The sequence below is a fragment of the Streptomyces sp. DSM 116793 genome (assembly GCF_057320905.1).
In genome coordinates this window covers 8,983,885-9,007,666 of the sequence record NZ_CM170494.1, presented here as the reverse complement: position 1 = coordinate 9,007,666, position 23,782 = coordinate 8,983,885, and the positions used below count along the sequence as shown (strand labels likewise).

Annotated in this window: 18 protein-coding genes and 1 pseudogene; 8 read left to right on the top strand and 11 right to left on the bottom strand. The window is 74.3% G+C overall.

Translation table 11 applies throughout. The features are described 5' to 3' along the window. Window positions 1–181 precede the first annotated feature (181 nt). Together ACSMXW_RS35645 and ACSMXW_RS35640 are read left to right on the top strand one after the other, a co-directional pair. Window positions 182–1,477, top strand: a complete 1,296-nt coding sequence (locus ACSMXW_RS35645) for a sensor histidine kinase (protein ID WP_485802549.1) — start codon at window positions 182–184, stop codon at window positions 1,475–1,477. A 13-nt stretch (window positions 1,478–1,490) separates the two neighbouring features. After that, window positions 1,491–2,132 carry a response regulator transcription factor gene (locus tag ACSMXW_RS35640; RefSeq protein WP_485802547.1) on the top strand — a complete coding sequence of 214 codons (642 nt, stop codon included), beginning with the start codon at window positions 1,491–1,493 and terminating at the stop codon, window positions 2,130–2,132. A gap of 159 nt (window positions 2,133–2,291) precedes the next feature. Here the strand turns inward: ACSMXW_RS35640 and ulaA are convergent, their stop codons facing one another. Next, window positions 2,292–3,863 (bottom strand): PTS ascorbate transporter subunit IIC, encoded by a 1,572-nt coding sequence (gene ulaA / locus ACSMXW_RS35635; protein WP_485802545.1) that lies wholly within the window; start codon window positions 3,861–3,863, stop codon window positions 2,292–2,294. A 15-nt stretch (window positions 3,864–3,878) separates the two neighbouring features. After that, window positions 3,879–4,703 carry a PTS sugar transporter subunit IIAB gene (locus ACSMXW_RS35630; RefSeq protein WP_485802543.1) on the bottom strand — a complete coding sequence of 275 codons (825 nt, stop codon included), beginning with the start codon at window positions 4,701–4,703 and terminating at the stop codon, window positions 3,879–3,881. A gap of 151 nt (window positions 4,704–4,854) precedes the next feature. On the opposite strand from ACSMXW_RS35630, the gene ACSMXW_RS35625 reads away from it, so the two are divergent. Continuing rightward, window positions 4,855–5,868, top strand: coding sequence for a Gfo/Idh/MocA family protein (locus ACSMXW_RS35625; RefSeq protein ID WP_485802542.1), 1,014 nt, complete (start codon window positions 4,855–4,857; stop codon window positions 5,866–5,868). Between the two features lie 71 nt (window positions 5,869–5,939). Here the strand turns inward: ACSMXW_RS35625 and ACSMXW_RS35620 are convergent, their stop codons facing one another. Beyond that, window positions 5,940–6,350 (bottom strand): SsgA family sporulation/cell division regulator, encoded by a 411-nt coding sequence (locus ACSMXW_RS35620; protein WP_485802541.1) that lies wholly within the window; start codon window positions 6,348–6,350, stop codon window positions 5,940–5,942. Window positions 6,351–7,209: 859 nt separating this feature from the next. Then, the gene (locus ACSMXW_RS35615) at window positions 7,210–8,727 is read right to left on the bottom strand and encodes a DNA-binding protein NsdB (protein ID WP_485802539.1); all 1,518 of its coding nucleotides are present in this window, start codon (window positions 8,725–8,727) and stop codon (window positions 7,210–7,212) included. Window positions 8,728–8,962: 235 nt separating this feature from the next. On the opposite strand from ACSMXW_RS35615, the gene ACSMXW_RS35610 reads away from it, so the two are divergent. Both ACSMXW_RS35610 and ACSMXW_RS35605 read left to right on the top strand, forming a co-directional pair. Next, window positions 8,963–10,129 carry an aminoglycoside phosphotransferase family protein gene (locus tag ACSMXW_RS35610; RefSeq protein ID WP_485802537.1) on the top strand — a complete coding sequence of 389 codons (1,167 nt, stop codon included), beginning with the start codon at window positions 8,963–8,965 and terminating at the stop codon, window positions 10,127–10,129. Window positions 10,130–10,621: 492 nt separating this feature from the next. Further along, a complete protein-coding gene (locus tag ACSMXW_RS35605; protein ID WP_485802535.1) occupies window positions 10,622–12,613 on the top strand; it encodes an N-acetylmuramoyl-L-alanine amidase in 1,992 nt (663 codons plus the stop codon). Between the two features lie 159 nt (window positions 12,614–12,772). Here ACSMXW_RS35605 and ACSMXW_RS35600 read toward each other — a convergent pair whose 3' ends face one another. Further along, window positions 12,773–14,335: a GMC family oxidoreductase gene (locus ACSMXW_RS35600; RefSeq protein WP_485802533.1), complete on the bottom strand. Its 1,563-nt coding sequence runs from the start codon at window positions 14,333–14,335 to the stop codon at window positions 12,773–12,775. 223 nt (window positions 14,336–14,558) lie between these two features. Between ACSMXW_RS35600 and ACSMXW_RS35595 the strand changes: the two genes are divergently transcribed. The 3 genes and pseudogenes from ACSMXW_RS35595 (at window position 14,559) to ACSMXW_RS35585 (ending at window position 17,107) form a co-directional block, all read left to right on the top strand. Continuing rightward, on the top strand, window positions 14,559–15,005 hold the full coding sequence (locus tag ACSMXW_RS35595) for a MarR family winged helix-turn-helix transcriptional regulator (RefSeq protein ID WP_485802531.1): 447 nt from the start codon (window positions 14,559–14,561) through the stop codon (window positions 15,003–15,005). An 83-nt stretch (window positions 15,006–15,088) separates the two neighbouring features. Next, window positions 15,089–16,423 (top strand): annotated as a pseudogene (locus ACSMXW_RS35590) (MFS transporter); the annotation flags it as partial. A 99-nt stretch (window positions 16,424–16,522) separates the two neighbouring features. Then, entirely contained in the window at window positions 16,523–17,107 is a 585-nt protein-coding gene (locus ACSMXW_RS35585) for a hydrolase (RefSeq protein WP_485808510.1), read from the top strand. Window positions 17,108–17,368: 261 nt separating this feature from the next. Here the strand turns inward: ACSMXW_RS35585 and ACSMXW_RS35580 are convergent, their stop codons facing one another. The 6 genes from ACSMXW_RS35580 to ACSMXW_RS35555 form a co-directional block, all read right to left on the bottom strand. Next, window positions 17,369–17,869 (bottom strand): hypothetical protein, encoded by a 501-nt coding sequence (locus tag ACSMXW_RS35580; RefSeq protein WP_485802529.1) that lies wholly within the window; start codon window positions 17,867–17,869, stop codon window positions 17,369–17,371. A gap of 153 nt (window positions 17,870–18,022) precedes the next feature. Then, window positions 18,023–19,171, bottom strand: a complete 1,149-nt coding sequence (locus ACSMXW_RS35575; protein WP_485802528.1) for a cytochrome d ubiquinol oxidase subunit II — start codon at window positions 19,169–19,171, stop codon at window positions 18,023–18,025. Between the two features lie 87 nt (window positions 19,172–19,258). Continuing rightward, window positions 19,259–20,647: a cytochrome ubiquinol oxidase subunit I gene (locus tag ACSMXW_RS35570; protein ID WP_485808509.1), complete on the bottom strand. Its 1,389-nt coding sequence runs from the start codon at window positions 20,645–20,647 to the stop codon at window positions 19,259–19,261. Between the two features lie 319 nt (window positions 20,648–20,966). After that, the gene (locus ACSMXW_RS35565) at window positions 20,967–21,893 is read right to left on the bottom strand and encodes a universal stress protein (RefSeq protein WP_485802526.1); all 927 of its coding nucleotides are present in this window, start codon (window positions 21,891–21,893) and stop codon (window positions 20,967–20,969) included. 114 nt (window positions 21,894–22,007) lie between these two features. Beyond that, on the bottom strand, window positions 22,008–22,250 hold the full coding sequence (locus ACSMXW_RS35560) for a DUF397 domain-containing protein (protein WP_485808507.1): 243 nt from the start codon (window positions 22,248–22,250) through the stop codon (window positions 22,008–22,010). 93 nt (window positions 22,251–22,343) lie between these two features. Next, window positions 22,344–23,738, bottom strand: coding sequence for an MFS transporter (locus tag ACSMXW_RS35555; RefSeq protein WP_485802524.1), 1,395 nt, complete (start codon window positions 23,736–23,738; stop codon window positions 22,344–22,346). Window positions 23,739–23,782: the final 44 nt, after the last annotated feature.

Here is a 23,782-nt window from a genome sequence, read left to right as displayed (position 1 = left end):
GGGGCGGGACGGGGGCCCGGGGCGGCCCACGGGACCGGACCGAGCCGCCGCCCCGGACCCGGCCGCCGCCCTCAACCGAGCCGACGGCCCGGAGCGAGCCGGTGGCCCCGGCGGGGGCGAGGGCCCTGGGACCGGTGGACGCCCTGCCACCGCCGACCGCGTCTCCGGCCGGCTCCGCACGGTGCTGACCGCTCCGTGCACCGCGCGCGCATGGGCCGAGGCCGGGTACTGCCTGGCCGCCCTCCCGCTGGGCCTGACCGGGTTCGTGCTCGTCGTCGTGCTGCTCTGCCTGGGCTCGGGGCTGTTGATCTCGCTCATCGGCGGCATCCTGGGGGCGCTGTTCCTGGTGCTGGCGCTCGCCCTGGGGCGTGCGCTGGGCGGGGCGCACCGGGGCCTCGCACGGTGGCTGCTGGGCGAGCACATCCCCGCGCCCGCCGCACCGGCCCCGGCCCGGGGCCTCTTCGCGCGGCTCGACACCCGGCTGCGGGACGCCGCCTCCTGGCGGTGCGCAGGCTATGTGCTGGTGAAGCTGCCGGTGTCGGTGTTCGGCTGCTACGCCGTGCTGTGGTGGGTCACGGGACTGATCAACCTGAGCACGCCGCTGCGCTGGAGCCTGCTCGGGCAGTACCCCGCCCATGGCGGGGAGCGCGGGGCGCCGACGCTGACGCCGCTGCCGTTCGGCGGCTCACCCAGGTTCCACACGTTCTGGGGCACGGTGCTCGCCGCCGCCATCGGTCTCCTCACTCTGCTGGTCGCGCCCTGGCTGACCCGTGCGGTGGTGCATGTCGACCGCCGTCTGATGCGGGAGTTGCTCGGGCCCGGTGTGCTTGCCGCGCGGGTGCGGGACCTGGAGGAGACACGCGCGCTCGCCGTGGACGACGCGGCCGCGCTGCTGCGCCGGGTGGAGCGTGATCTGCACGACGGCGCACAGGTCAGGCTGGTGGCGCTGGCGATGAGCCTGGACATGATCAGAGAGGGCCTCGGCACGGAGGGGGAGGGCACCGAGCGGGACCGGCTGCGCCGTCTGGTCGAGACCGCCCACCACAACGCCACCGAGGCCATCGGCGAGCTGCGCGACCTGGCCCGTGGCATCCATCCGCCGGTACTCGACGACGGCCTGCCGGACGCGCTGGCCACCCTCGCGGCGCGCAGCACGGTGCCGGTGGAGCTGTCGGTGGACGTGCCGAGGCGGCCCACGGCCGCGATCGAGACCATCGCGTACTTCTGCGCGGCCGAGTTGCTGACGAACGTCATCAAGCACAGCGGTGCCCGGTGGGCCGCCGTCCGCGCCGCCGAGCGGGACGGCATGCTGCGCCTCACCGTCACCGACGACGGCCGCGGCGGCGCGGACGTCGGCCTGGGCAGCGGCCTCACCGGCCTCCAGCAGCGGGTGCGGCCGGTGGACGGCACCCTGCACATCGAGAGCCCGCCCGGCGGCCCCACGGTGGTCACCGTCGAGCTTCCACTGCGCGCATGAGAGCATGCCGGCCATGCGCGTGGTGATCGCCGAGGACGCGGCCGTGCTGCGGGAGCTGCTGGCCCAGATGCTGAGCGAGCGCGGCCACGAGGTGTGCGCCGTGGTGGGGGACGCCGACGCCCTGCGCACCGCGGTCGCCGAGCACCGTCCCGACGTCACCGTCGTCGACATCCGGATGCCGCCCACCCACACCGACGAGGGCCTGCGCGCCGCCATCGACCTCCGCAGGCTCCACCCGGGCACCGGTGTGCTGCTCTTCTCGCAGTACGTGGAGACCCGGTACGCGACGCGGCTGCTCGCGTCCGGCTCGGCGGGGGTGGGCTACCTGCTCAAGGACCGGGTCGCCAACGTCGCGGAGTTCGTGGACGCACTTATCCGGGTCGGCGGGGGCGGTACCGCGCTCGACCCCGAGGTGGTCACACAGCTCGCCGCGGGCCGGCACACCGACGAGCTGGCCGCGCTCACCCAGCGGGAGCGCGAGGTGCTGTCGTTGATGGCCGAGGGCCGCTCCAACACCGCGATCGCGGCCGCTCTGACGGTCTCGCCGGGCACCGTGGAGAAGCATGTGGCGGCGATCTTCGGCAAGCTCGGGCTGCCGCCCTCCGAGGACCACAACCGCCGGGTGCTCGCGGTCATCCGCCACCTGCAACGCTGAGGAGCCGGCGACCGGGTCCGGCCGGCGACCGGGCACGGACCCGCGGCGACCCGCGGCACTTCCCAGGGCTCCCGGAGCTTTCCCGGAGCCCCCCGGGCCCCGGGGGCCCCGGGGGCCGGGCGGGCGACATCGCCGCCCGCCGGTGTCGCCCGGCCCCGCTCAGTCCGCCGGCGGAGGCGGCGGTGCCGGGGCCCCGGGGGGCGGTGCCACCTTCACCCGTCCCACCGTGCCGGGCGCCGGGCGCGGCGCGGGCACCGCGGCCGCCGCGGGGGCGGCCGGCGGCAGCAGCGCGTCCCGGCGCGCGCCCGGGTCCCAGCCGGTGAGCACCGCCCTCTTCTGCACCACGATCGCGGCGGCCAGCACCACGGCACCGATCAGCAGCATCAACAGCGCGCCGCCCGTCCGCCCGGCCTTGGCGGCGTTGCCGACGACGGCGCCGAACCAGCCGAAGTCGGCGTCGCCGAACGTGGTGTTCTCCCTGCCGAAGGCGCCGAGCACCTTCAACAGCAGGGCGGGCAGGAAGGTGATCAGCACACCGTTGACGAAGGAGCCCACGACGGCGCCGCGGCGGCCGCCGGTCGCGTTGCCGTAGACGCCCGCGGCGCCCCCGGTGAAGAAGTGCGGCACGAGCCCGGGCAGCACGAGCGCGAGACCGAAGGCCGGATGGAAGATCCAGCCCAGCAGGCCCAGGCTGATCAGCCCGCCGGCGAAGCTGGCGACGAAGCCGATGAGCACGGCGTTCTGGGCGTACGGGAAGACGATGGGCGCGTCGAGCGCGGGGACCGCCCCCGGCACCAGCCGCTCCGCGATGCCCTGGAAGGCCGGCACCAGCTCGCCGAGGATGGTGCGCACCCCGAAGAGGATCACCGCGACCGCGACGCCGAACTCCAGCCCCTGCATGACGGCCTGCATCACATAGTTGCCGAGCCCGTGGGCCGCCGACCCGCCGCCGGCCGCGAATGCCCGATACGCCTCGCCCCTGCCCACCTTGCCCAGGAAGACCAGCGCCATGATCACGTACAACAGCACCATCGACAGGGCGGTGGCGACCATCGAGTCACGCAGGAAGCGCAGCCCCTCGGGGAGCTTCATGTCCTCGGTGCTGCGGCTGCGGCCGCCCACCAGCCGCCCGGTGGCCCCGGCGGCGATGTAGCCGGCACTGCCGAAGTGGCCGATGGCGATGGTGCCGTTGCCGGTCACCCGCTTGGTCCAGGGGTGCGCGAAGGCCGGCATCGCCACCAGCATGATGCCGAGCAGCACGCCCCCGACGACCACCACCAGCCAGGACGGCTGTCCCGCGCTGGCCAGCACCATCGTCAGCAGGGTCGCCATGAACAGCATGTGATGGCCCGTCAGGAAGACATAGCGCAGCGGGGTGAACCGGGCCAGCAGCAGGCTGACGGCGAAGCCGAGGATCATCAGCCAGGCCACCCGGGAGCCGTACTGCTGCTGAGCGATGCCCACGATGGCCTCGTTGGTGGGGATGACGCCGTGCGCACCGGTGGCGCCCTGGATCATCTCGCCCAGCGGCCCCAGTGAGCCGGTGACCAGGGTCGCCCCGGCGTTGATCAGCAGAAAGCCGAGGGTGGCCTTGATGGCGCCCCCGGCGACCTGCCCCACGGGCCGGCCCAGCGCCAGCAGGCCCGCAGCGGTGATCAGGCCCACCAGGTACGGGGGCTGGCTGAGGATCTCGTCGACGAGGAATGTGGCGGTGGTGACAAGCCAGGCCATGGCGGCTGGGCCCCCTCAGACGTCGTAGGTGTCCCGCAGGACGCGGTCGGCCTCGGTGGTGCTGGTGAAGTCCGTGACGACCTGCACGGGGACACCGACGTCGCCGAGAGTCCGCGCTATCTCCCCCGAGGTGAGGATCGCGACGGCCTCCGCGGCCTTGCCCCGGGCCGAGACGGTGTCGGTGGCCTCCACGGTGACGTACCGCGACCAGCCCCAGCGGTCGAGCACCCGCTCGACGGTGTTCTTGAGGAACAGGCTGGTGCCGAGGCCGTTGCCGCAGACGGTGAGGATCTTGTGCGGGGCCGCGCCGGCTTCCGCCCCGGCGGGCCGGGGCCCCTCGCTCGCGGCGCGGGCTGCCGCCGTGGCGGGCCGGACCGGTGCCGAGGCGCCGCTCGCCGCGCCGAGCACGGCCAGCAGTGCCTGAGGCGTCGTCACATCGTGGAGCGCCTGGGCGAGTCCGGGGTCGGCGAGCAGCCGGGCCAGGGCGGCCATCGCGGCGGTGTGCGCACCGGCGTCCTGAGCGGCGAGCGCCACCACGAGTTCCACCGGGTCGTTGCTCTCGTGGCCGAACTCGACGGGTTCGGCGAGCCGCAGCCAGGACATGCCTGTCCTCAGCACGGCGGGCGAGGGTCTGGCGTGGGCGAAGGCGAAGCCGGGCGCGACCACGATGTAGGGCCCGTTCTCCGTGACGTTGCGGATCATCTCGGCCGTGTACGCGTCGGTGCAGACGCCGGCCGCGACCATCAGGCCCCCGGCGGCGGTGATCGCCTCCCGCCAGTCGGCCACCCGGCCGTCCAGCCGGACGGCCTCGGCCGCAAGCAGCTCAGTCAGCTCAGCCATGCGGGGGATGATCGCACGACCGGGTGCCCGGGGCCCAGGTGAAGGTCCGTGCGATGTACCGCACAGGTCGAAGTCGGTTGCCCGGGCAGCGGCCGGGCATGATGGTGGGCCGACGGCGGTGGCACGGCGGACGACCGGAAGGGGTGTGCGGGTGAGTGACCTGTTGGGGGTGGCCGTGCTCGGCGCGGGCCACATGGGCGCGGACCATGTGCGGCGCGTCGACCAGGCGATCAGCGGGGCCCGGATCGTGGCGGTCGCCGATCCGGACACCGGGCGCGCCGAGGCGGCGACGGCGGGCATCGAGGGCGTGTCCCTGCACTCGGAACCGCTTGCGGCGCTCGCCGCGCCGGGCGTCGACGCGGTACTGATCGCCTCCCCGGCCCCGGACCACGAGGAGGCGCTGCTCGCCGCGTTCGGGCGCGGCCTGCCGGTGCTCTGTGAGAAGCCGATGACCCCCGACTCGGCGGGGGCGCTGCGGGTGATGGAGGCGGAGGGCAAGGCCGGCCGCCGGCTGGTGCAGGTCGGCTTCATGCGGCGCTACGACGCGGAGTACCTGCGTCTGAAGGACCTGCTCGACTCCGGGCGCCTGGGCCGGCCGCTGATGCTGCACTGCACGCACCGCAACGTGTCGTCACCGGCGGGCTTCACCAGCGCCATGATGATCAACAGCTCGGTCTCGCACGAGATCGACGCCGGCCGCTGGCTGCTGGCGCAGGAGATCACCGCGGTGTCCGTGCTGCGGCCGCGGCCTTCGGCGGGTGCTCCCGAGGGCCTGTTCGATCCGCAGCTGGTGCTCTTCGAGACGTCCGGCGGCGCGGTCATGGACGTGGAGATCTTCGTCAACTGCGGCTTCGGCTACCAGGTCCGCTGCGAGGCCGTCTGCGAGTCGGGCAGCGCCCGCATCGGCGAGGGCCACACCATGGTGGTGGAGACGGCCGGCAGCGCGCGCGAGGAGGTGCCGCAGGACTACCTGGTCCGCTTCGCCGACGCCTACGACCGCGAGGTGCAGGCGTGGGTGGACGCGACACGCCGGGGACTCGTGACCGGGCCCAGCGCCTGGGACGGCTATGCGTCGGCCGCGGTGGCGGAGGCCGGCGAACGCGCCCTGGCGACCGGTACGCGGGTCACCGTCGACCTGGCCGAGCGCCCGCCGCTGTACGGCTGACGCGTTCGGCACCGGGTGCGGGTGCCGTGGCACCCGCGAGGCCGTCCCGTCCCGTGCTCGGCGCGGGCTCCTCACCCCGGTCCCAGGAGTTCGGCGAGTCCGCGGTCCACCTCGGCGGCGACGTCCTCCCTGCCGGCGGGCACCGCCTCCTCGGTGCGCACCAGGAAGCGGCGCAGCGCCGCCTCGTCGAACTCCACGAGGGCGGTGCCGTCGGGCGCGTCGAACTCGATGACGGTGCGTTCCGGTCCACCGGGCCAGATGTGCACGTCTCCGCGTCCCGCCGGCTTCGACAGCCCCTGCTCCAGCAGGTCGCGGGCGAACGTCCAGGTGACCGGGGCCTCATCGAGGGTCGCCTCCGAGGGGAAGCCGAGGTGGACGGCGAGCGGGTCGGCGACCTCGTACCGCAGGGTCACGGGTACGGACCGCCGGCGCCGTGTGGCGATCAGGCGGGCGTCGGCGGACTGCTGCACGGTGCCGGGCATCTTCGGTCTCCCCTTCCGGTTTCCAGTACGTGCCCGTGCGGGTGCGTCTCTTCTTGGACACGGCGGCGAGGGCAGGTGTCACGCGCCGCGGGCGGGAAATTCCGCTACCGCGCCGGTCCCGGTGGTGGTCGCTCCTGCGATGGGGTCGTTCCCGGGGCCGTCTCTGCGACGTGGTCGTATCGGCGATGTGGTCGTGGGGAAGGTGGTCGTCCCTAGGGGTCGTTCCTGGGGGCGTCCCAGGGGGCCCAGGAGGTCGTCCCTGCGACAGGACCGTTTCCCCCTTGTCCGGGTGGACGTCTCGTTGCGTGGTCCACAGGCCAGAGAAGGACGGTGGCATATGCCAGAAGCACCATCTAGGCGGATTGTGCCAAATCCCTTACCGTGCGTCCCCGGCTGTGCGAAGGTCGTGTCCGGTCCTTCCCACACCGCTGGTGGGTGTCGGCCGCTGTCCATGGCCGGACGCCGACACCCGGATGGTCGCGGAGGAAGGGCGAGCCCGTGCCCGCCGTTCCGGCCGGGTGCCCGTCCCCCACCGGGGCGGCACCGTCCGGTGCGGGTACACCGCACGCGCCCGGTGCGCCCGGCGAGCGAGACCCGTGACTCGCTCGGGGCGCCCGGCCCGCGCGGTGTGCGTGCGCGGGCTCGCGAATGCGCCGCAGGGGGCCGCGCCACCGCCGCGGTCCGGCCTCCTGTGGCGGCGCCCGGCGTACGGCCCGGCTCCCCGCGGCCCACCCGCCCCCTGGCCGCACGCCGGGCTCCTCCCGCGCCACCACCGCGGGCACCGGCACGACGCCCCGCCCCACCGCTGGTCCGCGGTGGAACGGGGCGCCCCTGGTCTTCCTGCTGTATCCGTTCCGGCTCACACCCAGGCATCACCCGGGGGCACGCCCACCTTCTTCCCGGCCGACGGCCTGGGCATCTGCACCTCGATGTCGTTCCGCAGGTCGTCGATGCCGGGCCGGCCCGCGTACTGCCCGGTCAGCCGGTACATCTCGCGCAGCCGGTCCCAGGTGCGCTGGGAGGAGTTGGACCCCATCGACACCAGGGCGAGGCGTGCGTACGTCTCCGCCTGCTCGGGCTCGTCGGCGATGAAGGAGGCCGACGCGAGCGAGATGTAGTCGAAGATCTGCGAGCGCTCCCGCTCCTTCGTCCGCAGCTCCAGGGCCCGCCTGGCGTACCGCTGGGCCATGCCGGCCGCCGCCGGCTCGTGCTCGGCGAGGGTGCGGTAGGCGAGGGCCTGCATCCCGTGCAGGTCCGCCTCGTCGAACATCTGCATCCAGCTCGGCGGCGGCACGTCGCCCTTGTCGGAGACGAACAGCTCCTCCGCGCGGCCGAGGGTGCGGCGCATCGCCTGTCCCTGGCCCATGGACGCCTGCGCCCAGGCCTCGATCGTGTACAGCATGGCCTCGGTGCGCGGCAGGGTCTGCTCGCCGGAGCCGGACCTGGCGAGCTTCATCAGGTCGAGGGCGTCGTCGGGCTTGCCCAGGTGCACCATCTGGCGGGCGGCGCGGGAGAGCGCCTCACCGGCGCGCGGCCGGTCGCCGCTCTCCCGGGCCGCATGGGCGGCGATCACGAAGTACTTCTGGGCCGTGGGCTCCAGGCCGACGTCGTGCGACATCCAGCCCGCGAGCACGGCCAGGTTGGCGGCGACGCCCCACAGGCGGCGCTGCAGATGGTCGGGGTGACGGTAGGCGAGCATGCCACCCACCTCGTTGAGCTGGCCGACCACCGCCTTGCGTTGCAGCCCGCCGCCGCGGGCCGCGTCCCAGGCCCGGAACACCTCGACCGAGTGCTCAAGGGCCTCGATCTCCTGTGCGCCGACGGGGGCCGCCTCGTACCGGTCGAGTCCGGCCGGGTCGGCGTGCAGAGGTGAGTCGGGATCGGGGGGTCGGGGGGCGTCGGCCGCGAGGGCCGGGTCGGTGTTCAGCCAGTCGTGCATGGCGCTGCTGAGTGCGGATCCTGCGGCGAGCGCGGCGCCCGCGCCCACCAAGCCGCGTCGGTTGAGCATGAGGTCCATTCCCGTGAATTCGGTGAGGACCGCAGCCGTCCGCTCGGGCGCCCACGGCAGTCCGTCGGGATGCTCGTCACCCCCGTCGTCACGCCGCCTCGAGGCGCGCCCGTGCCGGACCAGACCGAGGTCCTCGATGGTCACGACACGGCCGAGTTGCTCGGTGAACAGCGCCGCCAGCACCTTCGGCACCGGATCGCGCGGGATCTCCCCCGTGTCGATCCAACGCCGTACCCGTGAGGTGTCGGTGGCGAGCTGGGGGTGGCCCATGGCGGCCGCCTTCCGGTTCACCAGCCTCGCGAGTTCACCCTTCGACCAGCCGGCCAGGCCGAACAGGTCCGATAGGCGGGTGTTGGGTTGTCCGCTCACGTCAAGCCCCCAGGTTCTCGGCTGAACCGACAGTAGCCCGCTGTCAGTTGCTGGGCGACTATTCGCCAGGGTTCGCCAGGGTCCGCCAGATGGTGTGCCAGTGGCCAGGGGGTGTCAGGTAGGAAAGCGCCGCCCCGGCCCGGCGGCGGGTCCCGCACTCCCCAGGGTGCGGAGGATGCCGCCGGGCCGGGCGGCGCAGGGACTCCGCAGGCACACGAAGGGATCGCTCTCGCCCATGTACGCAGCATCGTCCTCCGTGTCCGCCGCGGCCCGGTCGCTGCACCCGCTCCCGCACGCCTCCCGGGCCGGTCAGGCACCCGTGGCGACCGCCGGCGGCTCCCGTCCGGCCCCGCCGTACCCGGTGGCCGTCGACCGCCGGCCGCCCCGGGTACCGGGCTCCGCCGGCGCGCCGCTCAGCGGACGGCTCGACCTGTCGGGGCCGCAGGGCGCGCAGCTGCGTACGGCCATCGCGGCGGTGCACAGGATCTGTCCCGAGTTCAGCCCCGTGCAGTTGCTGCGCCGCAGCGGCCGTTCGGTGCTGCTGGTCGGCACCACCGGGCGCAGCACGGCCGTGGCCAAGTGTTTAGTGGACCACTCCCCCGCGTGGAAGGAGCGGTTCCAGCATGAAATAGCCGTCTACCGTTCCTTTGTCCGCAACCGTCCACCGGTCCGCGTCCCCCGGCTCATCGCCGCCGACCCCGCGGGCGGCGTTCTGGTGATCGAGCGGATGCCGGGGCGGGCCGCGGCGCTCCAGCGGCATCCGGTGCAGGCACCGCCGCGCGGCGATGTGCGGGCCGCGCTGGGCGCGATCTGCCGGCTGGGCCAGTGGCAGCCCCCGGAGGGCACCTTCGGCCGGCCACTGGAGTACGGCACCCGGATCTCCCGCTACCACGAGCTGGGCCTGCTGACCGACCGCGACCTGGGCGACCTGCGGAAGCTCCTGCACGGCATCGCGAAGTCGGCGGACCGCCGGCGCGGGGTACTGCAGTTCTGCCACGGCGACGCCCTGCTGTCGAACATGCTGCTCTCACCCGGAGGCCCGGTCCTGGTGGACTGGGACCAGGCGGGCTGGTACCTCCCCGGCTACGACCTGGCGACGCTGTGGACGGTACTCGGCGACGCGCCCCTGGCGCGGAAGCAGATCTCCCAGCTCGCCCAGGTCGGCGGGCCCGCGGCACGGGACGCCTTCCTGGTGAACCTGATGCTGGTGCTCACCCGGGAGATCCGCACGTACGAGACCGCCGTGCAGCGCTCGCTGCGCGAGCCCGTCGGGCCGCAGCCCGGCCCGGGCCAGCCCGCCGGCGTCCCGTCCTGCGAGGAGCAGCGGCTCCTGCTGCGGCGGCTGCACGACGACTGCCAGATGGCCCGCCGGGCGGTCCGGGCGGCGGTCGGCACCCGCTGAAGGACCGGGCACCCGCCGAGGACCGGGGCCGTCGACGCCACGCTGAGGCCGGGGCCCGCGGTGCGCCAGGGACGATGCGCACCGCGGGCCCTCCGCGTTCTGCGGGGTCTCTTTCCATCCCCGCGGGGCCACGCCCCTCATCGCACGCGCGCGACGGCTCACCACGCGCGTGTCCACGGCGGCTCACCGCGAGCGCGCCCGCAGCAGCAGCCGCAAGCACCCCGCCGCACCCCACCCCGAGCGCCCCCGCACCGAGGGACCGGACACGCCGGGGGCCGTCCGCACGCTCGCACCCGCCGGGTGTCCATTGGTCCACTCCTCTGACGCGCCGCAGGCGGCGTGCCAACCAGTCGTGATCGGGCGCGTTCACCGCCGCTGACGTGCGAAATCCCTTTGCAGGGGGCGTGATTGACGGATCGTCGTGAAGCCGGTACGACTGACCCACGCCCGGCCCCGGGCGCCGCACCGCGCCCATCGTCCCTGGAGGCTGCATTGCGCGGATCCGCCCCCGGCCGCACCCCGGCCATACCCAGACATCCGCTCCGCACGACGGGCGCGCTCGCGGCCGCGGCCCTGCTGCTGCCGCTGATCGGCGCGGCACCGTCCAGCGGCGCCGAGGTGCCCGCGACCGCCCGGCTGCAGAACTCGTTCGCCGCCGCTGCCGCCGCCTCGCATGTGCCGCAGAGCGTGCTGCTGGGCGTCTCCTACATCCAGTCCCGGTGGGACACGCACCAGGGCGCGCCGAGCGTGTCCGGCGGGTACGGGCCCATGCACCTGACGGACGCGCGCACGGCGCTCGCGACCGCGGGCCGGCGGCAGGTCCAGGCGGGCGAGGACCCCCGCGGCGACAGCGCCCGGCCCGCACCGCACCCCGGCGCCGCCCTCGGGGCCGCCCGGCCCGCGGCCACCGAACTGCCCGCCCGGCTGCACACCCTGACCACGGCGGCCTATCTCACCGGCATCCCCGCCACCCGGCTGCGCACCGACCCCGACGCCAACGTCCGCGGCGGCGCCGCCCTGCTGGCCGCGGCGCAGAAGAGGCTCGGCAGGCCGCTGAGCTCCGACCCCGCCGACTGGTACGACGCGGTGGCCCGGTTCTCCGGCGCCGACGACACCGCGACCGCGACCGCGTACGCCGACGACGTGTTCGCCGTCCTGCACGACGGCGCCCGGCGCACCACCGACGCGGGCCAGCGGGTGACCCTCACGGCCGACCCCGGCCTCGCCCCGGACCGGACCCGGGTGCGGCAGCTGGGCCTGCGCGACGCCTCCGCACAGGACACTCAGTGCCCGGCGTCGGTGTCCTGCGAGTGGGTGCCCGCCCCCTACCAGGAGTTCGGCGACGGCGACTACGGCAACCACGACGTGGCCGACCGGCCCAAGGACCAGAGCGTCGACAGCATCGTCATCCACGACACCGAGGAGTACTGGGACGACACACTGAAACTGGTGCAGGACCCCACCTACCTCGGCTGGCACTACACGGTCCGCTCGACGGACGGGCACATCGCACAGCACCTGAGAACCAAGGACGTCGGCTGGCACGCCGGGAACTGGTACGTCAACTCCCACTCCATCGGCATCGAGCACGAGGGCTTCCTGACCGACCCCGACGCCTGGTTCACCGAGGAGATGTATCGTTCCTCCGCGCGCCTGGTGGCCTATCTGGCCGGGAAGTACGGCATCCCGCTGGACCGGCAGCACATCCTCGGCCACGACAACGTCCCGGCCACCACCGGCGCCGGCATCCCGGCGATGCACACCGACCCGGGCCCGTACTGGGACTGGGCGCACTACTTCGCCCTGCTGGGCAAGCCCTTCCACCGGACGGCGGAGCCGGGCTCCCCGGTGGTCACGGTGCTGCCCGGCTATGCCGGCAACCAGCCCGCGTACACCGGCTGCACGGCCGCGGGCCGGCCCTGCGCGGCGCACGGCTCCAGCGAGCTGCGCCTGCGTACGGCACCGGCGGACGACGCCCCGCTGGTCAAGGACGTCGGGCTGCGCCCCGGCGGCCAGGACTCGACCATCGACGTGAACGACGTCGGCGCGCGTGCCTCCACCGGACAGCAGTACGCGGTGGCGGGCCGGCAGGGCGACTGGACGGCGATCTGGTTCCTCGGCCAGAAGGCCTGGTTCAGGAACCCCGCGAAGCACCCGACGGCCGTCGCCTCCTCGGGGCTCCTCGTCACCCCCAAGGCCGGCAGGAGCGGGGTGCCGGTGTACGGGCGGGCCTACCCGGAGGCGTCGGCCTATCCCTCGGACGTGCCGGTGCAGGCCCTCACGCCGATGCCGTACACGCTCCCGGCCGGGCAGAAGTACGTGGCGGGCCAGAAGGTGCGGGGCGAGTACTTCTACGCGGTGACGTTCGATCCCGCCGCGCACCGCGTGGTCACCGGCAGGGACACGTACTACGAGATCCAGTTCGGGCACCGCGTGGAGTACGTACGGGCGGCGGACGTGGACGTGGTGCCGGCCAGGTCCTGACGCGGGACCGGGGCCGGACCGGGCCCCGGCCTGTGGAGGAGGCAGGCCGGGGCCCGGCTCCCCGCTGGCGCCCCCGGCCCCGGCGCCCCGGAGGAGCGGCGGGGCCGTGCTGCCCCGGGGCACCTCCCACGCCTTGAGACAGGGACGGCCCCGCCGAGCTCAGAACGCGAGCATCTCCACGGCCCGCTCCGCGATCGCGTACACCGTCGCGTTGGTGTTGCCGGCCGGCAGGCTCGGCATGACGGACGCGTCGGCGATCCTCAGCCCCTGGACGCCGTGCACCCGCAGATCCGTGTCCACGACGCTCATGTCGTCCGTGCCCATCCGGCAGGTGCCCGCGGGGTGGCAGTAGGACGCCACGCCGTCGGCCAGGTAGGCGCGCAGCTCGGCGTCGCCGGTGACGCCAGGCCCCGGTGCCCGCTCCTCGGCACGCCAGGCGTCCAGGGCACCGGCACGGCCGATCTCCCGGGCCATCCGCAGCCCGGTGACCATGGTCCGGTAGTCCTCCTCGTCACCCAGGTAGTTCGGGTCAAGCCTGGGCGGCCCCGCCGGGTCGTGCGGGGACAGCCGCACGGTGCCACGGCTGCGCGGGCGCATCAGGCCCGCGCCGATGGTGTAGCCCGCGGCCGGTTCCCGCACGGCTTCCTCCGCGGGGCCGAGCGTGGTGCCCTCACCCTCGACCTCGGGAATGTGACCCGGCGCGTCGATGAAGAGCACCTGCACGTCGGGAGCGCCCACGGCGCCGTCGCTGCGCACCAGGCCGAAGGCCTCGCCGTGGTTGTGGCGCGCTTCCGGGATCCGCCGCCGAGCGTCGTAGACGACACTGCCCATGGGGTGGTCCTGCAGGTTCCTCCCCACCCCGGGAAGATCCAGCAGGGTGTCCACGCCACACTCCCGCAGGTGCGCGGCGGGTCCCACACCGGACAGCAGCAGCAGGTGGGACGTGCCGATCGCGCCCGCCGTCAGCACCACCTCACGCGAGCACCCGGCCACCAGGGACTCGTCGCCCCGGTGGTACACGACGCCCGTGCAGCGGTCACCGGCCATCCTCAGCCGGTCCACCATGGCCTCGCACACCACGGCGAGGTTGGGGCGGTCGAACGCCGGAGCGAGGTAGGCGTCGGCCGCGCTCTGCCGCCTGCCGCCGACGATGTTCAGGTCGGTGAAGCCGAAGCCCTCCGCCGTGCCGCTGCTGATGTCGGCCGCCCTGGGATGCCCCGTCTCGACCGCGGCCGCGACGCAGTCCGCGAACAGCGGATGCGCCGGGTCCGCGGGTCCGACGGCCAGCGGGCCCTCGTCGCCGCGCAGCGCCGGATCACGGCCCGTCGTGCTCTCCGAGCGCTTGAAGTACGGCAGCAGGCCGTCGAACCCCCAGCCGTTCGCGCCGGCTTCCACCCATGCGTCATAGCTCGAGTGGTGCCCGCGGGTGAAGATCATGCCGTTGATCCCGGAGGACCCGCCGAGTACCCGCCCCCGGGGCAACGGCGTCGAGATGCCGGTGGCCGACTGCACCACCGTCATATCGCCCCAGCTCGCCGACGTGGTCAGGAGTGCCGGCCACTGCGAGGGCACCGCCATTTCCGGCAGCGGTTCGGCGCTGCCCGCCTCCAGCAGCAGGACCCGGGTACCGGGGTCCTCCGTGAGCCGCGCGGCGATCACACACCCCGCGCTGCCGCCGCCCACCACGACGAAGTCGTAGTCGTTCGCGCCTGTCCTCGCCATTCGTGGTCACCCGATTCCGCACGGTGCGCCGGCGACCGGATTCACGCCTCGTTCGGCACGGCCGGGAGCCCCTGAACCCGCCGGCGTGGAGTTGTCTCCTGCCACCGTAGGCGGCGGCGCGGCACGGACCGTGCCGGAAGGGAAACCGGGCCCGGGAAACTGCACAGACGAAACTGCTCAGGTTCACCTGGACAGGCTTACCTGATGGTCTTAGGGTGAGGTCATGACCGAGATCACCGACGGTGTCTCCACCTCGGCCGTGCGCGCGGCGCGCGACGTGCGGGTGGTGTTCAGCCGGCTGCGGCGCAAGCTGCGTGAGGTCACGGGGAACCGCGACCTCACGCCGAGTCAGACGTCGGTGCTCAGCCGACTCAGGGACGGCGTCGACTCCGCCAGCGGCCTCGCCGCCGCCGAGGGGGTCCGCCCCCAGTCCATGGCCGCCACCCTCTCGGCCCTGGAGCGGCAGGACCTGATCCGGCGCAGCCCCGACCCCGAGGACGGCCGCCGCCAGCTCATCACGCTCACCGAGTCCGGCCGGGCTTGGGTGGAGGACAGCCGGCAGGCGCGCGTGGAGTGGCTGGCCCACGCGCTGCACGAGCAGTACTCGGAGAGCGAGCGGCAGACCGTGATCGAGGCGATGGCCCTCCTGGATCGGCTCACCCGCTCGTGAGGGCGGGACTCATACGCCTGGCCAGGTCGCTGCGCCGCTCCCCGGGTGCCGAGCACGCCTTCGACCGCCGGCTGATCGCGCCGATGATCCTGGGCTCGGTGCTCAACCCGGTGAACTCGTCGATGATCGCGGTGGCGCTGGTCCCGATCGGGACGGCGTTCGGCGCGCCGCCGTCACGCACCGCGTGGCTCGTCTCCGGCCTCTACCTGGCCACCTCCGTGGGCCAGCCGGTGGTCGGGCGGCTCGTGGACGCCTACGGCCCCCGTCCCCTCTACCTGATCGGGTCCGGGCTCACCGGGACGGCGGGGCTGCTGGGCACCCTGGCGCCGAACCTGAGCGTGCTGGTCCTCGCCCGGGTGGTGCTCGGGTTCGGGACGTGTGCGGGCTATCCGGCCGCCATGTACCTGATCCGCAGTGAGGCACGCCGCACCGGGCAGGACAGCCCGGGCGGCGTCCTGACCGCGCTCTCCGTGGCGAGCCAGACGGTGGCCGTGATCGGTCCCAGCCTCGGTGGGCTGCTCATCGGCGCGGGCGGCTGGCGCACCACGTTCCTGGTCAACGTGCCCCTGTCGCTGGCCTGCCTGGTGCTCGGCGCGAGGCGGCTGCCGAGGACGGCCGGCACGCTGCGCACGGCGGCCGGCCGGCCCCCGGGCGGCATGGACTTCGCGGGCATGGGGCTGTTCGCGGCGATGCTCACGACGCTGCTGCTGTTCCTGATGAGCCCCTCGGGCGGGCACTGGTACCTGCCGGTGCTGACCGCGGCGGCGGCCGCCGGGCTCGTGGTGTGCGAGCTGCGGGTGGCCCAGCCGTTCATCGATCTGCGGGTGCTCGCCGGCAACCCGCCCCTGCTGGCCACCTACGGCCGGACCCTGCTGTCGTACGTCGTCTCCTACTCCTTCCTGTACGGCTACACGCAGTGGCTGGAGGAGGGCAGAGGGCTGTCGGCGTCGGCGGCGGGGCTTGTGCTGCTGCCGATGTTCCTGATCGCGATCGTCATCTCCACCGCCACCGGCCGCCGTCCCGAGGTGCAGGCCAAGCTGGCGGTCGGCGGCGCCGGCCAGATCGCCGCCTGCACGCTGCTGCTGCTGGTGGGTTCCGGCAGTGCGGTCTGGCTGCTCGTGCTGGTCTCGGTGGTCGTGGGCGTGCCGCAGGGCCTCAACAACCTGGCCAATCAGAACGCCCTGTACCACCAGGCGGATCCGGCCCTCATGGGCTCCTCCGCGGGGCTGCTGCGTACCTTCACCTATCTGGGCGCCATCGTGGCCTCCGCCGCGAACGGTGCCTTCCTCAGCCACGGTGCCGACACCTCGGGCCTGCACGACCTGGCCCTCTTCGTGCTCTGCGCCGCCGTCGTCTTCCTCGCGGTCACCCTGGCGGACCGCTCCCTGCGCCGGATCGGACGGCGCAGGGCGGGTCCGCGGGGACGGCCGGAGGACGGCGACTCCCCGTCCGGCTCCGCCTCCCCGGGGCCGGAACACACACCGGAACAAGAACCAGATTCAGCAAAGGACTCCCCGATGGCTCTCTCCACGCTCGACGAGCGCACCGCCCTCGTCCTGATCGACCTGCAGAACGGCATAGTCGGCGCGCCCGTGACGCCCCACTCGGGGGCGGACGTGGTGGCCCGCTCGGTGGAACTGGCCGATGCCTTCCGGGCGCAGGGCGCGCCGGTCGTGCTCGTCCGGGTGACCCACGCCGCGGACGGCTCGGACGCCCTGCCGGGCCGCACCGAGCAGTCCCGTGGCGCCGGGGCTCCCCCGGCGGGCTGGGACGTCATCGTCGACGAGCTGGCGGGGCACGAGGGCGACATCCTGGTCACCAAGCGCAACTGGGGCGCCTTCTACGGCACCGACCTGGACCTGCAGCTGCGCCGCCGCGGTGTGACGCAGATCGTGCTGGCCGGCATCGCCACCAGCATCGGGGTGGAGTCTACCGCGCGCGCCGCGCACGAGCACGGCTACCACGTCACCCTCGCGACGGACGCGATGACCGACCTGAGCGAGGAGGCGCACCGCAACAGCATCGAGCGGATCTTCCCGCGCCTCGGGGAGCGGGGCACCACGGCAGAGATCCTCGATCTGCTGGCCAAGACCCGGGCCTGACGGCCCGGCAGATCCGGCGGGGCCGCGTGTCGGCCTGCGCGGATCCGGCGGGCGCCGCGTGTCGGGGCGAACCGCCGGGCTCGCCCCGGCCCGCCACCCCGCGGGGCTCACGTGCCGATTTGGCCCGCGTGCCGTGCCCGGCCCCCAGCCGGGTGCGCGGCCCCGCCGGTGTCGCGCGGGTTCGCACGGCGGACTCGGAGGCTCCCGGGGCGTCTCGCGGGCGGCCCCGCGGCGCGTCGGCCCGGCCCTCGCGGGGCCAGTTCAGCCCTGCTGGAACAGCTCCGCGGGCAGCGGCTTCAGCAGCGCGTAGAGGTCGTCGGTGATCGGCCGGTCCCAGGCGGCGATCGTCACCAGGATGCCGTCGCTGCGGTCGAACTGGACGCAGGAGATCCGGCTCTCGGACAGCTTGATGCGCCGCACCACCAGCAGATTGTCACCCTGCATCACGGGGACGTCCTCCGAGCCGACGACCGTGACCTCCTCCTCGTTCTCCAGCGCGAGCAGGAGCTGGCCGACCTCGAAGGGGATCTCGCCCTCGGCGACGTCACGCGCGGGCGAGCCCTCGGGGAGATTCCCGATGATCATCGCGGGGCCGCGGCCACCGAAGAGGTCGTAGCGCAGGAACACGCCCTGGCAGCTGCCGTCCGGAGCGGGCAGCAGTCCCGCGCCGAGATTGCCCGGCCAGTCCCCGGGGTCCATGGCCAGGACGTCGAAGTCCGGACCCGCGGGTGTGGCGGAGCTGCGGCGGCGGAGGAACGACATGCCGACATGGTACGTGGCCCGGGTCGGCCGTGGACGCGGCCGGTGCCGCTTACGCCGAGGGCTGACCCCTCCTCGTGCCCGGGCCCGGTGGGCGGCCGGCCGGCCACCGCCCGCTCGCCGGGGTGCCCGGGGCCGCTCGCCGACGCCGCCGGGTCAGCGCGAGTCCGCCCCGCCCCCGGGGGACGGGCCGCCGCCGCGTGCCGGGCCACTTCCGCCGCCCGTCGGGCCGGTGGTCCCATCCGGGCCGCTGCCGCCGGCCGTGCCGCCCCCGCCGGTGGCGCCGGCCGTGCCCGGGGCCGGCGGGGCGCCCGCGCCGCCCTGCCGCTGGAACATGCTGTACAGCATCAAGAACGACGGGAGCAGGAACACCGCTCCCACTCCGACCGCGATCAGTGTCGCCGTCAGAACCGCGCTGTGCGAGGCGGCGTCGGAGACCGTGGTGCCCGGCACGAGCATGTCGGGGTACTGGGCGGCGCCCCAGGCCCACAGGATGGCGGCGACCGCGAGCGCGGCGGCGCCGCGGGCCAGCAGGTGGTGCCGGGTGGCCAGCAGTCCGAGCCCGGTCAGGCCGGCCACGGCTCCGGCGATCACCAGGCCGAGGCCCCGGTGGGTGAGGCCGTGGAAGAGCTCGGGGGCGTCCGCGTGCAGCACCGCGATGCCGGCCAGCGCCACCGCGCCGCTGAGCAGTCCGGTGGCCATGGCCCGCCGCTCGAAGCCCCTGGCCAGGGCGGGCTCGCCGGCCCGGGCGGCGTCGGCGCACAGGTAGACCGCGGCGAGGTGGGCGCAGGTCAGCACGGCGAGCACCCCGCCCAGTGCGGAGGTGGGGTTGAGCCACCCGGTGACCAGGTCGCCGCGGGCGATGCCGGGCGGCACCCGTCCCGAGGCGACGCCGCCGGCCACCGTCCCGAGGAAGAACGGCGTGACCACCGACGACACCGCGAAGCAGCCGCCGAACAGCCGCTGCTGCCACAGCTCGGTGCTGGCCTTGCGGAACGCGAAGGCCGCGCCGCGCAGGATGATGCCGAGGGCGACGAGCGTGAGCGGCAGGTACAGCGAGGACAGCACGGCGGCGAACACCGGCGAGAAGTCGGACCAGAGCAGCACCAGGACGAAGATCAGCCAGACGTGGTTGGCCTCCCACACGGGACCGATGCTGTGCTCGATGAGCTTGCGCTGCGGCAGCCCCTTCCGGCTCCGGCCGGCGAGCAGGTCCCACAGGCCGGCGCCGAAGTCGGCGCCGCCGAACAGCGCGTAGCAGGTGAGTCCCGCCCACATGATGGCGAGCATCACATCGGCGAGCACGTGCGCCCCCCGGGCCGGTCCGCGGTCGGCCGGCGGCGGGCCGGGAGCCGGCGGTGCCGGGCGCGCCGCCGGCTCCCGGCGCCGGTGTCATGTGACGGGGTAACGCTCAACATCGCTCTCCTGGGGCGCGATCGGTACCGGTGTGGTCCTGACCATCCGCCGCAGCACGTACACGGTGGCGGCGGTCATCGCGGTGTACACGGTCAGCACCAGCCAGAGCCCGGTCTGCAGGGCGGGCGCGGGGTTGACGGCGTCCCGCACCCGCATCACGCCGTAGACGATCCAGGGCTGGCGGCCGAGTTCGGTGACGGTCCAGCCGCACTCCAGGGCGACCACGGAGAGCGGCCCGCAGAGGGCGGCGACCACCAGGAAGATCCGGTGGCCGCGCAGGTCCATCAGGGCGCGGCCGGTGCGCCGGGCGCGCCACCAGGCCAGCAGCAGGACGACGCCCATGGCGATGAGCAGCACGCCGATGCCCACCATCCCGTCGAAGGCGAGGTGCACGGCGGTCACCACCGGCCACTGGTCGCGCGGCACCTCGTTCAGGCCGCGGACGACGGTCTCGGGTGAGAAGCCGACCAGGAACGACAGGCCGCTGGGGATCTCGAGACCGTACTCCAGACGGTCGTTGCCGGGGGCCGCGCCGAGGAGGGTCAGCGGGATGTGCGAGCCGGTGCGGAACACGCCTTCGATGCCCGCCAGCTTGACGGGCTGGTAGTGGGCGAGGAAGCGGGCCACCCAGTCGCCGACGATCAGCTGGAACGGCGCGAGGAGGGCCCCGAAGGAGAACGGCAGCAGGAAGCCCACCCGGTGGTAGGTGTCGTTCCGGCCGCGCAGCAGGGCCACGGCGTAGACGGAGGCGGTGGCGAAGGACGCCACCATGAACGCGGCGAGGATCATGTGCACGCTCTGCGGCGGCGCGGCCGGGTTGATCATGGCGACCCAGGGGCTGACGTCCGCGAGGGTGCCGTCGGGGCGGAGGGTGATGCCACGCGGCTGGTTCATCCAGGCGTTCGCGCAGACCACGAAGAACGCGGAGAGCGTGCCGGAGATGACGATCGGCACCCCCGTCAGCAGGTGCTGCTTGGGCGGCAACCGGTCCCAGGCGTACAGGTAGATGCCGAGGAACACGGCCTCCAGGAAGAAGGCGAACCCCTCCAAGGCGAACGGCAGGCCGATGACCTGGCCGAACCGCCCCATCAGACCGGGCCACAGCAGCCCCATCTCAAAGCTGAGGATGGTGCCCGACACCGCGCCCACGGCGAACAGCACGCCCATGCCGCGCGCCCACCGGCGGGCCAGCAGCCGCAGCGCGGGGTCACCCGTGCGGATGCCGTACCATTCCGCCGCCAGGGTGAGCAGCGGCAGCCCCACGCCCAGGCACGCCACCACGATGTGCCAGGCGAGCGAGAACCCCATCTGGGCGCGCGCGGCGGCCAGGTCACCCTCGGAGAGCGCCAGCGTCCAGCCGGTCATCCTGCGCTCCCACGAGGTGGTGCGCACGGGGCACGGTGCGCGCTGCCGGACGGAATCATGACGGGGCTCCTGACCGCACAAGGGCGGACATGTCGGGTGTGTGGCGTGCAGTCAGCAGACGTACCACCTGGGGCCGGGCGCAAAACGGCGCGGGGTGGTGCGGACGCGCACATGGCGGAGCGTGCCGCCGGTCAGGAGCGGGCGGGGGTGGAGATGCGGGGGTGGAGATGGGAGTGGCGTGGTGCGTGCCGGAGCCGGGGGGTGGCGCGACGGGACGGTCGGGTCGCCGGGCTATGGACTCACCGGGCCGTCGCCGGGCTCACTCCGCCGGCTCTGCGCCCTCGGTGCCCGGGGGGACGACCGCGACGGGACTGGCGGCGTGCAGCAGGACGGCGTGCGTGACCGAGCCCAGCATCCGGGCCGGCCTGAGCAGCCGCCGGTGGTGGCGGCCGACCACGACGAGTTCGGCGTTCTGCGAGGCGGCGACGAGGTGCCCCGCGGCGTCGCCGGCCGCCACCCGCGTCTCGACGGTCAGCCCGGGGTGGGCCTGGCGGTAGGGGGCGAGGATCTCGTCGAGCTGGTCGGCGGTGGCCGCCTGCGCCGCCTCCTCGTCCTCGGCGGTGGGGGTGAAGTCCGCGGCGGCCGTCCAGGCGTAGGTCGGCCACGGGTAGGAGGAGACCACCTCCAGCCGGGCCGCGTGCCGGACGGCCTCGGAGCAGGCGAAGTCGAGGGTGTTGTCGTCGGCGGCCTCCACCGAGACGCCGACCACCACCCGGGGTCCGGGCGCCGCGGGCGCCGCGCCGTGCACCTCGCGGCCCGGCCGGGGCACCACCACGACCGGGCAGGCGGCGTCGCGGGCGGCAGCCATGCCGGTGGAGCCGAGCAGCAGGCTGGCGAAACCGCCCCGGCCGCGGGAGCCGAGCACCATGAGCTGTGCGCCGGCGCCCAGTTCGGGCAGTACCTGCGCCGGGTCGCCCTCCGGGCTCTGGCTGTCCAGCTCGGGCAGGCCCTCCCGGCCGGCGAACGACGTCAGGACGCGAGTGAGGACCCGGTCCTCCACGGGCTCCTCGGCGGGCTCGGGCGGCTCCGGTACGAGTGCCTGGAGCTGGGGCCACGCGGCGTACTGGCGCACATGGACGACGCGCAGGGGCGCGTCCCGCAGCTGCGCCTCCGCCAGTGCCCAGTCCAGTGCGCGCAGGCTGCCCTCCGAACCGTCGACGGCCACGACGACCGGCAGCGTGCTCATGGATCCTCGTCTCCGGTGCCGGTCTGTGCACGGGCAGCCGGGACCATCTCGTAAACATGCGGTCCAGGTCGTAGAGCCCCTGGACCGCTTCTGACCAAGTCAGGTCATATTAGATCATGTGAGATCGAACTCTCCCTCGCGGGCCCCGAGCACGAACGCCCCCCACTCGTCGGGGGTGAAGATCAGGGACGGGCTGTCCGGGCGGCCGCTGTTGCGCATCGCGATGAATCCTTCGACGAACGCGATCTGGACGTCCCCGAGTCCGCGGCTGCTCGACTGCCACTGCGCGTTGCTGAGGTCCAGGTCGGGTTTGTCCCAGCCCGCGAGCGAGCGCTGCTGGGTGGTGCCTTCGGCCACGTCCATTGCTCCTTCTGGGTTGTCCACCGGGCGCCAGCCTAGCGACCGGCTCCGGCGCCGCACAGGGGCCGTGAGGGGCCCGGGAACGAGCGCTCAGCGCGCCGGGGGCGCCCCGCGTCCGTGCCGGCCGGTGAGGGCGGCGAGCGCCGCGGCGAGCAGGAATCCGGCGGCTCCGACGACGGCCGAGGTGTGCAGCCCGGTGACCAGGCCGCCCGCGGAGAGACTGCCGAAGACGGCGACCCCGAGGGCGCTGCCGCTCTGCCGTGCGGTGTTGAAGACCGCCGACGCGGCCCCGGCGCGGTCCCCGGTCGCGGACTCCATGGCGGCGACGGTGGCGGCGGGCATGGTGAACGCGGTGCCGAAGCCGGCGGCGGCCATCGGCGCGACCAGGACGGCGTAGCCGGTGGCGGGCCCGGCGAGCAGCCAGCCCAGCAGGCCGAGCGCGCCCACGCCGAGCCCGGCGACCATGGGCAGCCGTGGCCCCGTGCGGGCCGTCACCCGGCCCGCGAGGCCGGAGCCGAGCGCCACCACCGCGACGGCGGGCAGCAGCGCACAGCCGGTGCGCAGCACGCCGTAGTGGTGCACCCGCTGGAAGTAGAGCGGGGCGAGGAAGAGCAGGCCGTAGAAGCCGAGGTTGAGCAGCGCCCCGATGGTCACGGCCGGGCCGAAGCCGGGGGCGCGCAGCAGGGAGAGCGGCAGCATCGGGGCGCGGGCGCGCCCTTCGAGCCGCAGGAACGCCAGCGCCCCGGCGAGGCAGAGCGCCACGCCGCCGAGCACGACGGGATGCGTCCAGCCCAGGTCGCCCGCCTCGACCAGCGCCGCCACCAGCGCGGCCAGCCCGAGCGCGAGCGCGCCCTGTGCGGGCAGGTCGAGGCCGCCGCGGGAACTGCCGGGGGCCGGTGGGACACGGCGCAGGGTCAGGAGGGCTCCCGCCGCTCCGACGGGCAGGTTGACCAGGAAGACCGCACGCCAGCCGAGTCCGCCGGCCAGCAGGCCGCCCAGCACCGGTCCCGCCCCGGCGGCCAGGCCGGAGACGGCGCCCCAGACGCCGAAGGCACGCGCCCGGGCCGCCCGGTCCGCGTACATGCCGCGCAGCAGCGCCAGGGACGCGGGCAGCAGCAGGGCGGCCCCGCAGCCCTGGACGAGGCGGGCGAGGACGAGCAACGGCGCGCTCCACGCGGCCGCACAGGCGGCCGAGGCCGGCGTGAAGACCGCGAGACCGGCGAGGAACGCCCGGCGGGCGCCGAACCGGTCCGCGAGGCCGCCGCTGAACGGGAGCAGGCCCGCGAAGAACAGCGTGTAGCCGTCGGCGACCCACTGGAGGGCCGTCACCGACGCCCTCAGGGTGTCGCCGATCACCGGCAGGACCACGGTGACCGCGGTGACGTCCAGAACGACCATGAAGTGCCCGAGGCAGACGGCCACGAGAGCCAGGCCCTGCCGCCTGCCACGGGCCCGCACGGAGAGGGGGGCGGGGGTGGTGGTCATGCGGCCCAGTGTCGAACCGAATCCCTTCGCCCCCGGCCGAACCG